Origin of the sequence: Achromobacter veterisilvae, assembly GCF_900496975.1 — a bacterium.
Lineage (GTDB): Bacteria > Pseudomonadota > Gammaproteobacteria > Burkholderiales > Burkholderiaceae_B > Achromobacter > Achromobacter veterisilvae.
Window position 1 is genome coordinate 1 of sequence record NZ_UFQC01000024.1, and the last position, 13219, is coordinate 13219.

Consider the following 13219-nt stretch of genomic DNA (forward strand, 5'->3'; position numbering starts at 1 on the left):
CCCTGCCCGGCACCGTCACCCCGCCCGCGCCCGCGCAGCCCGGCGCGGCGCGCCAGGAGGCCGGCACGCGGCCCTCGCGGGCCCTGCCCTACGCGCTGCACGTCCACGCCAGCGCGGCCGGCCAGCGGATCGCCCTGGACTTCGAGAATGCCGGCACGGCCGGCGCCGTGCTGCACGTCTACGACCGGCTGCGCCTCGAGCGCGGTCCGCGCCGCTATACGGTGGAAGCGGGCAAGCAATTGGCGGGTTCATGGGATACGGCCGAGGACGATGGCCGCTACGATCTTTGGGTGCTGGGCCCCAACGGCTTTCATCGCCATTGCGCGGGCCGTATTGCGCCGAACGCGCAATACGCGCTGGAGGTCCGCGCCGCGTATGGAAGCGGCGATGCGGAATTGCGCCTGTCGGTCCGCAATACCGGCGCGCGGGCCTGTACGTTCACGATCGAGGACCAGGCCTATGGAAGGCCCGCCGCCACGCAGGCCATCGAAGCGGGCCTGGAAGCCGCTTACGCCTGGCCGCTGGAGGACAACGGCGGCTGGTACGACTTCACCGTGCGCATTGCGGAGGATCCCGTCTTCGTGCGCCGGCTGGCCGGGCGGGTCGAAACGGGCCGGCCGTCCACCTCCGATCCCGCGATGGGACGGGAAGCGATACTGGAGTGGAACGCGCAGGCCTGAACCGGCCCGCGCGCCGCAGGAAGCGTCAGGCCTCGCCGGCCTGCTCGCCGCCCTTGCCCAGGCCCAGGTAGCTTTCGATGACCTTGGGATCCCCGGCCAGTTCGCGCGCCGGGCCGTGCAGGATGACTTCGCCGGTTTCCAGCACGTAGCCGTAATCGGCCACCTGCAGCGCCGCGCGCGCGTTCTGCTCGACCAGCAGGATCGCCACGCCGGTTTCGCGCAGGCGCGCGATGATGTGGAAGATCTCGCGCACGATGCGCGGGGCCAGGCCCAGGCTGGGCTCGTCCAGCATCAGCAGGTTGGGCTTGGCCATCAGCGCGCGGCCCACCGCCAGCATCTGGCGCTCGCCGCCGGACAGGGTGCCGGCCTGCTGGCCGCGCCGCTCGCGCAGGCGCGGGAACAGATCGAAGACTTCGTTCAAGGTATCGCGCCAGCCGCTCTCGCGGGCGCGGTAGCGCCGGAAGCCGCCCAGCAGCAGGTTGTCTTCCACCGACATGGTGCCGAACAGTTCGCGGCGCTCGGGCACCAGCGACATGCCGGCCCCGACGCGGCGCTCGACCTGCCAGCCCGACACGTCGGTGCCGGCGTACTGCACGGTGCCGGCCGCATGGCCGGTCTGGGGCAAGGAGCCCATGATGGCGTTCAGCATGGTGGACTTGCCGGCGCCGTTGGCGCCGATCACCGTGACGATGCTGCCGGCGGGCACGGTGAGCGTGGCGCCCACCAGCGCGCCGACCTTGCCGTAGCGGGCCGACAGCTTGCTGACTTCGAGGACGGGGGATTGCGTCGCGCTCATCACACGCCTCCCGCCGACACGGGCTTGGCCTGGTCCGCTTCGGGCAGGTCGTCATCGATGCCGCCCAGGTAGGCTTCCAGCACCGCCGGGTTCTTTTGCACGTCGGCCGGCACGCCTTCCGCCAGCTTGGTGCCGAAATCCATCACCACCAGGTGGTTGGTCAGGCGCATCACAAAATCCATATCGTGTTCGACGAGCAGAATGCTCATTCCCTCGGCGCGCAGTTGCTCCAGCACGCGGGCCAGGTCTTGCTTTTCCTTGTAGCGCAGGCCGGCCGCGGGCTCGTCCAGCAGCAGCAGCACCGGGTCGGCGGCCAGGGCGCGCGCGATTTCCAGGATGCGTTGCTGGCCCAGCGCCAGGTTGCCCGCCTGCTCGTACAGGTATTCGCCCAGGCCCACGCGCTTGATCTGTTCGGCGGCCTCGTGCAGCAGTTGGGCTTCGCGGGCCCGGTCCGAATGCAGCGCGCCCGCCAGCACGCCGACGTCGGAGCGCAGGTGCGCGCCCAGCGCCACGTTCTCCAGCACTGTCATGCCGGGCAGCAACTGCACGTGCTGGAAGGTGCGTCCGACGCCCAGCTTGGCGATCTCGCGCGCCGAGCGGTTGTCGATGCGCTGACCCATGAACGTGACCTTGCCGCGGGTCACGGGCAGCACGCCGCTGATCAGGTTGAAAGTCGTGCTCTTGCCGGCGCCGTTGGGGCCGATCAGGCCCATGATCTCGCCGGAGCTGACCTTGAACGTGATGTCGTTGACCGCGACCAGGCCGCCGAATTCCTTGCGGATGGCGTCCACTTCCAGCACCACCTGGCCGGCCTGCGGACGCGCGCGCGTCGGCAGCGCCGGCGCCGGCGCGGGCGGCGCCAGGTTGCGGCGCGAACCGTCGGCGCCGGTGACGCTGTCCCACCAGCCGGCCAGGATCGGCCACAGGCCGTTGCGGGCGTATTGCAGCATCAGGATCAGCAGCACGCCGAAGACGATCATCTCGAAGTTGGCGTTGGTGTCCAGCAACTTGGGCAGGAGGTTCTGCAACTGGTCCTTCAGCACCAGGATGACGCTGGAGCCCAGCAAGGCGCCCCACACGTAGCCGGCGCCGCCCACCACGGCCATGAACAGGTATTCGATGCCGTAGTTCACGCCGAAGGGGCTGGGGCTGACGGCGCGCTGCATGTGCGCGTACAGCCAGCCCGACATGCAGGCCAGCAAGGCGGCCCAGACGAAGATCACGACCTTGTAGGCGGCGGTGTTCACGCCCATGGACTCGGCCATGCCGGCGCCGCTCTTGAGCGCGCGGATGGCGCGCCCCGGACGCGAGTTCAGCAGGTTGCGGGTCGCCCACAGCGCCAGCAGCACAAACACCCAGATCAGGTAATAGATGTGGCGGCCGCTGGCCAGCGACATGCCGAAAATGCTGATGGGTTCGATGCCGGCGATGCCGTCGTGCTTGCCCAGCCAGTCGATGTTGCCGAACAGGAAGTACAGCGACAGGCCCCACGCGATGGTGCCCAGCGGCAGGTAGTGGCCCGACAGGCGCAGGGTAATGGCGCCCAGCAGGTAGGCCACGGCGGCGGTCAGGACCAAGCCGGCCGGCAGGGCCAGCCAGGGCGACACGTCGTATTGCGTGGTCAGGAAAGCGGTGGTGTAGGCGCCCAGGCCCACGAACGCCGCCTGGCCGAACGAGGTCAGGCCGCCCACGCCTGTCAGCAGCACCAGGCCCAGCACGACCAGGCTGGCCAGGCCGATGTAGTTGAGTTGCGTCACCCAGAATTCGGGCGTGGCCGGCACCAGGGGCAGGCCCGCCAGGACGACGATGAAGACGGCAAGCAGAATGCGGTTCATGGCGTTTACTCCTCTTCGTCCACGTGATGGGTGCTGAACGAACGCCAGACCAGAACCGGGATAATCAAGGTGAAGACGATCACTTCCTTATAGGCGCTGGCCCAGAAGGAAGAAAAGGATTCCAGCACGCCCACCAGCAGCGAGCCCGCGGCCGCCACGGGGTAGCTGGCGAGGCCGCCGATGATGGCGCCGACGAAGCCCTTCAGGCCGATCAGGAATCCGGTGTCGTAGTAGACGGTGGTGATGGGCGCGATCAGCATGCCGGACATGGCGCCGATGGCGATCGCCAGCGTGAAGGTCAGGCTGCCGGACATCGTGGTGCTGATTCCCACCAGGCGCGCGCCGCGGCGGTTGACGGCGGTGGCGCGCAGGGCGCGGCCATAGAGCGTCTTGCCGAAAAACAGCCACAGGCCGACGATCAGGATCGCGCAGGTCGCGACCACGAACAGGCTCTGCGCGGACCAGGTCGTGAAGCCCAGGTCGACTTGCCCGCTGACGAACGCCGGCGTGCGCCAGCCCTCGGCGCCGAAGAACACCAGGGCCAGGCCGGTCAGCGCGAAGTGCACCGCGACCGAGACGATCAACAGCACCAGCACGGTGGCTTCGGCCAGCGGCTGGTAGACGATGCGATAGACCATCGGCCCCATCGGGATCACCAGCAGCAGCGTCAGCAGCATGTTCAGCCACAGCGAATTGCCGGGCGCGGCGTAGGTCACGGTGAGCCAAAGCAGCGCCAGGGGCAGGACCACGCAGGTCGCCAGGGCCTTGGGCAGGCCGGCGGCGCTGCGGGCGCGCAGCGCGCGCAGCAATTCGAGCGCCAGGCACACGACGCCCAGCAGCGGCAAGAGATAGGCGGTGCCGGGCACCTTGCCATCCACCAGCATGGCCAGGGTCAGGGCGCCGAACGCCACGAACTCGCCCTGGGGAATGAAAATGACTCGCGTGACGGCGAATACCAGCACCAGAGCCATGCCCAGGAGGGCATAGATGGCGCCATTGACGACACCGTCTTGCAGCAGGATCAGCGCAATTGAGGAATCCATCTAACAACTACCTTGTGGTTTCTTGGTGTCCAGGCCGCGTCCGGGACACTGATACGACACACCGGCCGGAAAGGCCGGTGCGAAGCATTGCCCGGGTGCCGCGGACGTGCGCCTGGCCGGCGCCGCCGCATTGCGCACCCGTGGATCGGGCGATCCGGTGGATTTACAGGTCGGGCTGGTAGACCCACTTGCCGCCTTCCACCTTGACGATGACGCGCGAGCGCTCGTCAAAGCCGGCATGATCCGTCGGCGACATGTTGAACACGCCTTGCGAGGCGGCCAGGTCCTTCACGCCTTCCAGGGCGTCGCGCATGGCGGCGCGGAACTCCGGCGTGCCCGGCTTGGCGCCCGTCTTCAGGGCCACCGGCAGCGCGGCCACGACCAACTGGCCGGCGTCCCACATGTGGCCGCCGAACGTGTTGGTGGAGCCCGCGCCGTTGGCCTTCTCGTAGGATTCCACGTAGGCCAGGGCCGATTTCTTGACCTGGTTGCTGTCCGGAAGCTGGGCCGCGACCAGCAGCGGGCCGGCCGGCAGCAGCATGCCGTCGCAGTCCTTGCCGCAGACGCGCAGCACGTCGTTGTTGGCGGCGCCGTGCGTTTGATAGATGGTGCCGCCGTAGTTGCGGGCCTTCAGTTCCTTCTGCGGCAGCGCCGAGGGAGTGCCCGCGCCGGCGATCAGGATCGCGTCGGGCTTTGCGCCGACCAGCTTCAGCACCTGGCCCGTCACGCTGGTGTCGGTGCGGCTGTATTTTTCGATGGCGACGATCTCGATGCCCTTGGCCTTGGCGGCCTTCTGCATCACGTCCAGCCAGCCGTCGCCGTAGGCGTCGGCAAAGCCGATGAAGCCCAGCGTCTTGACCTTGGACTTGGCCATGGCGTCAGCCAGGGCGCCGGCCATCAGCGCATCGTTCTGCGGGGTCTTGAAGACCCAGCGGCGCTTATCGTCCACGGGTTCGACGATCTTGGCGCTGGCGGCCACGCTGATCATGGGAACCTTGGCTTCGGCGGCCACGTCGACCATGGCCAGCGAGCCCGGCGTGACGGAGGTGCCGATCAGCACGTCGACCTTGTCGTCGGAGGCCAGCTTGCGCGAGTTCTTGACGGCTTGCGTCGTATCGGTGGCGTCGTCCAGGACGATCCATTCGATCTTCTGGCCGGCCACTTCCTTGGGCAGGAGCGCCACCGTGTTGCGCTCGGGAATCCCCAGCGACGCGGCGGGACCGGTGCTGGACACCGTGACGCCGACCTTGACCTGCGCGCTCGCCAGGAGCGGCAGAGTCAGGGCAACAGCGGCAGCCGCCGCGGACAAGCCGAAGTGCTTGCGCATATTTTTGTCTCCTGTGGTGGCTCAAAGGCGCCTCGACCGAGGCAAGGGCGAGCCTAGTTAAAGTTATACAGAAAAAAATATTATAGGGTTAAAACAGTATCAGATGACTACGCGCAACTCCGGTAAATCCCTGATGCGCCATATCAAAGTGTTTAGCAAACGCATTCGTTAATGGCGAACTTGTACTAGAAAAGGCGGGTAGGCGTCAGTTGGGGGATTCCCTTGGCCCACTTCAGCGTTCCAGCATCGGCCACACACGCTCCACCCGCGACGCGACCCAAGCCGCCACCACGGCCTTGACCGCATCGCCGGGAAGGAACACGGCCACCGCCAGCGCGGCCTTGGACAGGTCCATCTTCGCGACCGTGGCCAGCCACGGCACGCCGAAGGCGTACACCACCGCGATGCCGCCGACGGCGCACGCGACGATGTAGCCGGCCACCTGCTTCGCGCCCGCGGCGCGGGCGGCCAGGCGGCGCGCCAGCCAGCCCGTGACGAAGGCGCCGGCCACCAGGCCGACGAGGAAGCCGCCCGTCGGCCCGAGGAACGCGCCCAGCCCGCCCCGGCCGCCCGGCAGCACGGGCAGCCCGATGGCCGCCAGCGCCAGGTACAGCAGGCAGGCCAGCGCGCCCCGCACCGGCCCCAGCATCGCGCCCGCCAGCATGGCGCCCAGCGTCTGCAATGTGATGGGGACCGGGATGGCGGGCAATGGAATGGGCGGGATTAGGCTCAGGACGACTATCAGCGCCGCGAACAGCGCGATCAGCACGGTGTTGCTGGATTTCACGGTTTTCCCCTTGCAGGTGGATTAAGGCGCGCGGCGCTCAGGCGCTGCGCGCGTCGATGGCTTCGGCGACTTCCTGGGCCCTTTTCAGGGTCAGCACGATCAATGGCACGATGAGGGCGACGGGATTGGCGCCCAGGCCCCGCGCGGCCTGCGCCTCGCGGATTTCCTGGAAATTGCGCCAGATCTCGGGCACGAAGCGCAAGGCCAGGGCCAGGGCCAGCGCGACCTTGCCGGCATCGACCAGCCCGGCGCGCTCAAGCGGCTTCAGCGCCTTTTCGCAGACGGCGATCAGGTCGGAAGTGCGGGTAGCCAGCGTGACGGCCAGCGCCATCCCCACCAGCGCCCCCACGCGCAGCAGCACGGCCAGCGCCTCCATCCCGCCCTGGAACCCGGCGGTGAAGCCGCCCACGGCCAGCAATACCCAGGCCAGCCCCTTCAACTGCCGCCAGACCGCGGCGGCGGCCACTCCCGTGGACCAGACCAGCACGGCGGCGGCCAGGCAGGCCAGCGCCAGCCAGCGCGGGTCGCGCAGCAGGAACAGCCCCGCCCCCGCCGCCATCAGCGCCAATAGTTTCAGCCAGGCCGGCAGGCGGTGCAGCAGCGTGCCGCCCGGCACATATAGCGGCTCCATCATGCGCAGTGCTCCCGGTACCAGCGCAGGGCCGCGGCCGGGTTGTCGTCCGCCGCGATATTGCCGTCGCGCACGACCAGCACCCGGTCGAAGTCCTCCAGCAGTTCCAGGTCGTGGCTGACGACGATGGCGTCGTGGGGCAGCCCGGCAATGGCGTCGCGCACGCGGTTGCGGTTGCGCAGGTCGAGCTGGGCGGTGGGTTCGTCGAACACGATCAGCGCGGGCTCCATGACCAGCACCGCCGCCAGCGCCACCAATTGGCGCTCGCCGCCCGACAGGGTGTGGCTGCTGCGGTCGGCCAGGTGCCCCACGCCCAGGCTGTCCAACTGGGCCTCGATGCGGTCTTCGCGCTGCCGGCGGTCCGGCGCCAGGTGTTTCAGGCCGAACGCGAGGTCCTCGCGCACGATGGGAAAGACGATCTGGTTTTCGGGGTTCTGGAAAACGAACCCGACCTGCCGGCGCACCGCCTTCAGGTCCTGCCGGGTATCCAGCCCGCCCACCCGCACGCTGCCCGACGACGGCAGCACCAGTCCATTGACCAGGCGCGCCAGGGTGCTCTTGCCGGCGCCGTTGGGGCCGACGATGCCGACGCGGCGCTCGGCCAGCGTCGCGCTCACCCCGCGCAGCACTTCCGCCTGGGGCGTGGATACAATCGCCTGGTCAAACTCGATTAACATGGGGCGGGATTATGCCCGAACCATTTCGGGCATCGGGACTCCAAGAGCTCATATGGACAAAGTACGAAAATCCGACGCCGAATGGCGGGCCCAGCTTTCCCCCGAAGAATACGTCGTCACCCGCGAAAAGGGTACCGAACGCGCATTCACCGGGCGTTACTGGAATACGTTCTCGCATGGCATCTACCGCTGCGTGGGCTGTGGCACGGCGCTGTTCGCGTCGGACACCAAGTTCGACGCCGGCTGTGGCTGGCCCAGCTATTTCCAGCCGCTGGACCCGGAAAAGGTGCGCGAAGAACGGGACACCACCCACGGCATGGTCCGCACGGAGGTGCTGTGCAACGTCTGCGACTCGCACCTGGGACACGTCTTTCCCGACGGCCCCGAGCCCACCGGCCTGCGCTACTGCATCAATTCCCTGTCGATGACGTTTGAACCCGTAGAAGATTGAATGAAGAAGTTCCTGTTCGACCTGTTTCCGCTGTTCCTTTTCTTCATCGCCTACCGGTACACGGACATCTTCACCGCCACGGGCGTCGCCATGGCCGCGGCCGTCGCGCAGATCGTCTGGCTCAAGGCCACCGGACGCGCCACCGAGGCCATGCACTGGGTCAACCTCACGGTCATCCTGGTGTTCGGCGGCGCGACGATCTGGCTACACAGCGACGTCTTCATCAAGTGGAAGCCCACGGTGCTGTACTGGCTGTTCGGCGGCGCGCTGGTCTTCGCGCGCCTGTTCTTCGGCCGTAACCTGATCCGCCGCCTGATGGAAAAGCAGATCCAGTTGCCGGATGCGGCCTGGGAACGGCTGAACCTGGTGTGGGCCGCCTTCTTCCTGATCGCCGGCGCGCTCAATCTGTACGTGGCGTTTTCCGGCCATTTCACCGAGTCGCAATGGGTCAGCTTCAAGGCCTTCGGCCTGATGGGCCTGATGGTGGTCTTCGTGATCGGCCAGTCGGTCTGGCTGGGCAAGCACATCCAGGCCGAGGAACAAACGCCCTCCGGCCCCGACACGCCGGCCGGCAAGCCCTGAACCGCCCCCCTCTCCCGTCCGGCGCCCGCGCGCCGGAACTTTCCTATCCGCCGCCATGTCAGACACCACCGACCGCATCGCCCTGATCCGGGAACGGCTCGCCGTCCTGGAACCCGCCAGCCTGGACATCCTGGACGACTCGCATTTGCACGCCGGCCACGAAGGCAGTAAAAACGGCGCCGGCCACTATCGCGTGATCATTGTTGCGTCCTGTTTTGCGGGGCTCTCGCCCGTCGCGCGGCATCGGCTGGTGTATCATCATTTGCAAGATTTGATCCCCTATCCGATTCATGCGCTTGCGCTAGATGCCCAGGCTCCCAAATAGAAAGTAAAAGGATATTCATGAAACGCATCGTCATGCTGGCTGCGGCCTGCGTCATCGCCGTGCCGGCTTTTGCCCAGAACGTGGCCACCGTCAACGGCAAGGCCATTTCGCAAAAGAGCTTGGATCAATTCGTCAAGCTGCTGGTCAGCCAGGGTGCGACCGATTCGCCGCAACTGCGCGAACAGGTCAAGCAGGAAATGATCAACCGCCAGATCTTCGTGCAGGCCGCCGAAACCGGCGGCATCGCCAAGCAGGCCGACGTCCAGACCGAAATCGAGCTGGCCCGCCAAGGCATCCTGGTCCGCGCCCTGATGGCCGACTACCTGGCCAAGCACCCGGTGTCGGAAGCCAAGGTCACCGCCGAATACGAGAAGATCAAGAAGGAACAAGCCGGCAAGATGGAATACAAGGTCCGCCACATCCTCGTCGAAGACGAGAAGACGGCCAACGACCTGCTGGCCCAGATCAAGAGCAACAAGAGCAAGTTCAACGACCTGGCCAAGAAGAACTCGAAGGACCCCGGCAGCGCCGAAAAGGGCGGCGACCTGGGTTGGGCTCCCCCGACCAACTACGTCCAGCCGTTCGCGCAAGCCGTGACCCAGTTGAAGAAGGGCGAACTGGTCGACAAGCCGGTCCAGACCCAATTCGGCTGGCACATCATCATGGTCGACGACACTCGTCCGGTGGAATTCCCCCCGCTCGACCAGGTGCGCACGCAACTGGAAGAAATGCTGCGCCAGCAAACCCTGGCCGACTACCAGAAGGAACTGCGCGAAAAGGCCAAGGTCCAGTAATCCTGGCCGCGCAAACGAAAACTGCCCGCTTCATGCGGGCAGTTTTTTTTCGCCAGGGCCGAGGGCCGAAGTTCAGCCGGCCATCCCCAGCAGGGCTTTCAGGCCGTCTTCGTCCAGCACCGCCACGCCCAGTTCCTGGGCCTTGGTGAGCTTGCTGCCGGCCTCTTCGCCGGCCACCAGGTAGGCCGTCTTCTTCGACACCGAGCCGCTGACCTTGCCGCCGGCCGCCTGGATGTGCATGGAGGCCTCTTCGCGCGTCCAGTTGGGCAGGGTGCCCGTCAGCACGAAGGTCTTGCCGGCCAGGGTCGTGCCTTGCGGCGCCGCTTCGGCCACCGGATTCACGCCCTGCGCTTTCAGTTGCCCGATCACGTCGCGGTTGTGCTGTTCGGCGAAGAAGTGGCGGATCGACGCCGCCACCACCGGCCCCACGTCGGGCACGGCGGACAGCGCCTCTTCGTCGGCGTCCATGATGGCGTCGATGCTGCCGAAGTGGCGCGCCACGTCGCGCGCCGTGGTCTCGCCCACGTGGCGGATGCCCAGCGCGAACAGCAGCCTGGCCAGTCCGGGCGTGCGCGCCTTTTCGATGGCGGCCACCAGGTTGTCGGCGGACTTCTGGCCCATGCGGTCCAGCCCCACCAGTTCGAGCGGGCGCAGGCCATATAGATCGGCCAGCGTCTTGACGCGGCCGCTGTCGACCAATTGATCCACCAGTTTCTCGCCCAGGCCTTCGATATCCAGCGCCTTGCGGCTGGCCGCGTGCCAGAGCGTCTGCTTGCGCTGGGCGCCGCAGAACAGGCCGCCGGTGCAGCGCGCGATGGTTTCGTCTTCCAGGCGCTCGATGGTGGAGCCGCAGACCGGACAGGCGGTCGGCATGACGAATTCGCGGGCGTCGTCCGGCCGTTTTTCCAGCACCGGGGCCAGCACTTCGGGAATCACGTCGCCCGCGCGGCGCACGATGACCGTATCGCCGATGCGCACGTCCTTGCGGCGGATCTCGTCTTCATTGTGCAGCGTGGCGTTCGTGACGGTGACGCCTCCCACGAACACCGGCTTCAGACGGGCCACCGGCGTGATGGCGCCGGTGCGGCCGACCTGGACCTCGATGTCCAGCAGCGTGGTGGTGGCCTCTTCGGCGGCGAACTTGTGCGCCAGCGCGAAGCGCGGCGCGCGCGCCACGAAGCCCAGCACCTTCTGGGCCGGCAGCGAATCCACCTTGTAGACCACGCCGTCGATGTCGTAGGGCAGTTCCGCGCGCATCGCGCCCACCTTGGCATAGAAGGCCATCAGGCCTTCGGCGCCGGTGGCGCGGTGGTTGTGCTTTACATTGACCGGCAGGCCCAGCGAGGCAAGCCATTCCAGCATCGCGCCGTGCGATTTCTCGGGCAACTGCGAGGCTTCGGCCGCGCCCGCCGACGCCTCGGCGAACAGGCCGCCCTGGGAACCCGGCAGGCCGTGCACTTCGCCCCAGCCGTAGGCGAAAAAGCGCAGCGGCCGCTTGGCCGTGATGCGCGGATCCAGTTGGCGCAGGCTGCCGGCGGCCGCGTTGCGCGGGTTGACGAACACCTTCTCGTCGCGCCTGGCCTGGGCCTGGTTCAGTTTCTCGAAGTCGGCGCGGTTCATCAGCACCTCGCCGCGCACTTCCAGCACCTTCGGGGCGGCGCCCTTGAGCTGCAGCGGAATCGCCTTGATGGTGCGGATGTTGGACGTGACGTCCTCGCCCGTCTGGCCGTCGCCGCGCGTGGCGGCCTGCACCAGTCGGCCGTCCTCGTAGCGCAGGCTGATCGCCAACCCGTCCAGCTTGAGTTCGCAGAAATAGTCCGCCTGCTGAGCCGGCCCCAACAGGCCCGCGCCGCGCAGCGTGTCGGTCACGCGGCGGTCGAACGCCACCACGTCTTCCTCGTCGAAGGCATTGCCCAGCGACAGCATGGGCACCGCGTGGCGCACGGCGCCGAATGCGGACACGGGCGCCGCGCCCACGCGCTGCGTGGGCGATTCCGGCGTCACGAGCTCCGGATGCTCGGCCTCCAGGGCCTGCAGCTCCCGCATCAGCCCGTCGTACTCGGCATCCGAGACGGAAGGGTCGTCGTAGACGTAATAGCGGACGTTGTGCTGTTCGATCTCGGCGCGCAAGCGCGCCGCGGCTTGCGCCGCGTTTTCACTGCCGGACACGCCGCTCATTTAGGCAAACACCCTTTGGGCGCGTTCGCTGCCGGCGGGCAGGCCCGCCTGCTCCAACTGGCCGAACAGCACCTGGAGCCGCTCGTCGATGACCGTTTCAGAACCATCGGCCAGCGGCTTGCCCTGGTCGTCTACCAGTTCCGCGCGCAAGCGGGCGGCCAGGTCGCGGCCGACGTCGACCATGCGGCCGAACGCGCGGCTGTCCGCGGGACTGCACGGCACGTCGAGCAACAGGTACAGGCGTTCGATCCCGCCCATGCCGGCATCGAACGCCGCGCCGTCGGCCCGCGCCAGCGTGAAGCGGGCCACGCCGTTCTCCGCCGGCCAGGCCAGGCGGTTGCCGTCCGGGACGAAGCCGGTGTCGCGCGCTACGGCCAGAACCTCGGCGGCGGGCTGGGCCGTGCCCAGCAGCAGGGTCAGGCCGACCTGGGTGTCCAGGGCGGCGCAGGTATCGTCCAGGCGAGCGCCCTGCTCCAGCACGGCCTGCTGGTCCGGGCCTTCGATGGTGGCGTCGAAGCGCTCGGCCATGTCCTGGGCACGGGCCCAGGCCTGCGACCATTCGATGGCGGTCAGCGGGCCGCTGCGGTTGGCCAGCAACACGGCCAGTTGCATCGACGCGTAGGACTCGCCGGCGTGGACGCGCGCGCGGTGGCGGCGCTGGTCGGTCTCGGCGAACACGCGCATGGGCTTGCGGCCGACGTGGCGCAGGCTTTGCATATAGGGCAGCAGGTCGGCGCCGCGCACCGGTTCGGCGAAATTGATCTCGATGACCACTTCGCAGGCGGGATCGGGTTCTTCGGCGTCGTCGGCGTCGGTGCCCGGATCGACCGGGGCCGGCTGGCCGGACTGCGCGCGCAGCGACTCGCCGCCCATGCCCGGCTCGCGCCGGGACGCCGGGCCGCCGCCGGCGTTCGCGGCGCCGGAGACGGTTCCCGCTCCCAGGAGCGGATCCTGTTCGGAGGCGGGGAAATGGGTCTGCATCTTGCGCCGGACGCGCCGATCCTGCCACCAGTTGAATCCCAGCACCAGCAGTATCAGCAGGACGCCCAGGGCAATCAGCCCGATCTGCAAATCACTCATGTATCAATCCCGCGCCGAAACGCCCGGCGCCCT

At 67.7% G+C, this 13219-nt stretch carries 14 protein-coding genes; 5 read left to right on the top strand and 9 right to left on the bottom strand.

Translation table 11 applies throughout. The features are described 5' to 3' along the window. Nucleotides 1-680: phospholipase domain-containing protein (locus AVE30378_RS20645; RefSeq protein WP_129242815.1), on the top strand; the 680-nt coding region annotated here is incomplete at its 5' end. 25 nt (nt 681-705) lie between these two features. On the opposite strand, the gene AVE30378_RS20650 is transcribed toward AVE30378_RS20645, so the two are convergent. The 7 genes from AVE30378_RS20650 to AVE30378_RS20680 all read right to left on the bottom strand — a co-directional run bounded on the left by AVE30378_RS20650 (nt 706) and on the right by AVE30378_RS20680 (nt 7776). After that, nucleotides 706-1476, bottom strand: a complete 771-nt coding sequence (locus tag AVE30378_RS20650; protein WP_129242818.1) for an ABC transporter ATP-binding protein — start codon at nt 1474-1476, stop codon at nt 706-708. Continuing rightward, complete coding sequence (locus AVE30378_RS20655) at nt 1476-3311, bottom strand: branched-chain amino acid ABC transporter ATP-binding protein/permease (RefSeq protein WP_129242820.1); 1836 nt, start codon at nt 3309-3311, stop codon at nt 1476-1478. Before AVE30378_RS20655 ends, AVE30378_RS20650 begins: the two co-directional genes overlap by 1 nt. A 5-nt stretch (nt 3312-3316) precedes the next feature. Then, the gene (locus AVE30378_RS20660; RefSeq protein ID WP_129242822.1) at nt 3317-4354 is read right to left on the bottom strand and encodes a branched-chain amino acid ABC transporter permease; all 1038 of its coding nucleotides are present in this window, start codon (nt 4352-4354) and stop codon (nt 3317-3319) included. Between the two features lie 163 nt (nt 4355-4517). Continuing rightward, entirely contained in the window at nt 4518-5681 is a 1164-nt protein-coding gene (locus tag AVE30378_RS20665) for an ABC transporter substrate-binding protein (RefSeq protein ID WP_129242823.1), read from the bottom strand. A 232-nt stretch (nt 5682-5913) separates the two neighbouring features. Further along, nucleotides 5914-6468 carry a biotin transporter BioY gene (locus AVE30378_RS20670; protein WP_129242826.1) on the bottom strand — a complete coding sequence of 185 codons (555 nt, stop codon included), beginning with the start codon at nt 6466-6468 and terminating at the stop codon, nt 5914-5916. 37 nt (nt 6469-6505) lie between these two features. Next, the gene (locus AVE30378_RS20675; RefSeq protein WP_129242829.1) at nt 6506-7102 is read right to left on the bottom strand and encodes an energy-coupling factor transporter transmembrane component T family protein; all 597 of its coding nucleotides are present in this window, start codon (nt 7100-7102) and stop codon (nt 6506-6508) included. Next, nucleotides 7099-7776: an energy-coupling factor ABC transporter ATP-binding protein gene (locus AVE30378_RS20680; protein ID WP_129242831.1), complete on the bottom strand. Its 678-nt coding sequence runs from the start codon at nt 7774-7776 to the stop codon at nt 7099-7101. Before AVE30378_RS20680 ends, AVE30378_RS20675 begins: the two co-directional genes overlap by 4 nt. Before the next feature lie 52 nt (nt 7777-7828). Between AVE30378_RS20680 and msrB the strand changes: the two genes are divergently transcribed. From msrB to AVE30378_RS20700, 4 genes are read left to right on the top strand one after another with little or no spacing between them, the layout of a single operon-like run. Then, nucleotides 7829-8227 carry a peptide-methionine (R)-S-oxide reductase MsrB gene (gene msrB / locus AVE30378_RS20685; protein ID WP_129242833.1) on the top strand — a complete coding sequence of 133 codons (399 nt, stop codon included), beginning with the start codon at nt 7829-7831 and terminating at the stop codon, nt 8225-8227. Further along, nucleotides 8228-8809, top strand: coding sequence for a septation protein A (locus AVE30378_RS20690; RefSeq protein ID WP_129242835.1), 582 nt, complete (start codon nt 8228-8230; stop codon nt 8807-8809). It abuts the gene before it with no gap. 55 nt (nt 8810-8864) lie between these two features. After that, a complete protein-coding gene (locus AVE30378_RS20695; protein ID WP_129242837.1) occupies nt 8865-9134 on the top strand; it encodes a BolA family protein in 270 nt (89 codons plus the stop codon). A gap of 17 nt (nt 9135-9151) precedes the next feature. Further along, complete coding sequence (locus AVE30378_RS20700; RefSeq protein ID WP_129242840.1) at nt 9152-9928, top strand: peptidylprolyl isomerase; 777 nt, start codon at nt 9152-9154, stop codon at nt 9926-9928. Nucleotides 9929-10000: 72 nt separating this feature from the next. Here the strand turns inward: AVE30378_RS20700 and ligA are convergent, their stop codons facing one another. Both ligA and AVE30378_RS20710 read right to left on the bottom strand, forming a co-directional pair. Continuing rightward, a complete protein-coding gene (gene ligA, locus AVE30378_RS20705; protein ID WP_129242842.1) occupies nt 10001-12106 on the bottom strand; it encodes an NAD-dependent DNA ligase LigA in 2106 nt (701 codons plus the stop codon). Beyond that, nucleotides 12107-13186: a cell division protein ZipA C-terminal FtsZ-binding domain-containing protein gene (locus AVE30378_RS20710; RefSeq protein ID WP_129242844.1), complete on the bottom strand. Its 1080-nt coding sequence runs from the start codon at nt 13184-13186 to the stop codon at nt 12107-12109. It lies immediately after the preceding gene. Nucleotides 13187-13219 lie beyond the last annotated feature (33 nt).